This window comes from Bartonella sp. AA89HNZF, from assembly GCF_042196905.1.
In the GTDB taxonomy this organism is placed as follows: domain Bacteria; phylum Pseudomonadota; class Alphaproteobacteria; order Rhizobiales; family Rhizobiaceae; genus Bartonella.
Map to the genome: position 1 here is coordinate 1 of NZ_JBHIRD010000094.1, position 851 is coordinate 851.

General features: G+C 41.5%; 1 pseudogene. It reads left to right on the forward strand.

The window, feature by feature from the left end:
• A pseudogene (locus ACFIN0_RS09895) lies at positions 1 to 851 on the forward strand (hypothetical protein); the annotation flags it as partial.

The following is an 851-nucleotide window of genomic DNA, read 5'->3' on the forward strand; positions in this document are numbered from 1 at the left end:
AGTCCAATTTAACGGTTCTTTCAATTTCCACGCCGTTTCTTATTGCAACAGGCAAAGCGCAATTAACCGTGAAAAAAGGAACCTATCTAACTTTGCCACGAACTCATGATATTTTGGTTGTAAGTTATACGGTAGATGCCAGAATAAGCATGCCGTCTCTTTCTGCGGGCAAGGATTATTATCTTTATTTGGTACCGGAGGGAGATTCTCATAAAATTGTTGTATCAGAAAACTCTACGTATCCAAACGGTTACAGCGTCAATAATTCGCGAAAGATAGGAGGGTTTCATACGCTTTGTGCGGATGTTGGTACGATTTCTGGTCACCCCTTGTCTGGTTATAGGGCAGGGGATATTTTACCCAATTCAGTTTGGTGTTTAAATCACCGCCCTTATAGTTCACCAGAGGGAATGGTCTACGACTCCTCTACAGATCTTTGGGTTGATATTTATCTTCAATCAGGGACGGGTGAAAATACGAAATCAATGTATCGTACCAATATAACAACAAACCGTAATTATACCGAACATGTAACAGATATGGCGCGTGTTAAAAAATCTTTACTGAGTGATGAAGCGTTTGCTTCTGCTATGTATGGAAGCAATGAAAAGACACATATTGTTGGCAAGAAAGAACCAACCTCTAAGGTTTCAGGTGGATATAAGGATACGGCGAATCGTCGAATGATCTCGCATATCGGTTGTGAGGATGGTTGCGGTTATGTTTGGCAATTTTTATCGGGCACGTTTCCTATACCCATAAGCCGTACGCAAAATACGTTTGAAATGAGAGCATTGTTAGGGGGTGGTAGCTGGAGTAATACAACGGATAATGGGCGTTTTACTCGAGCC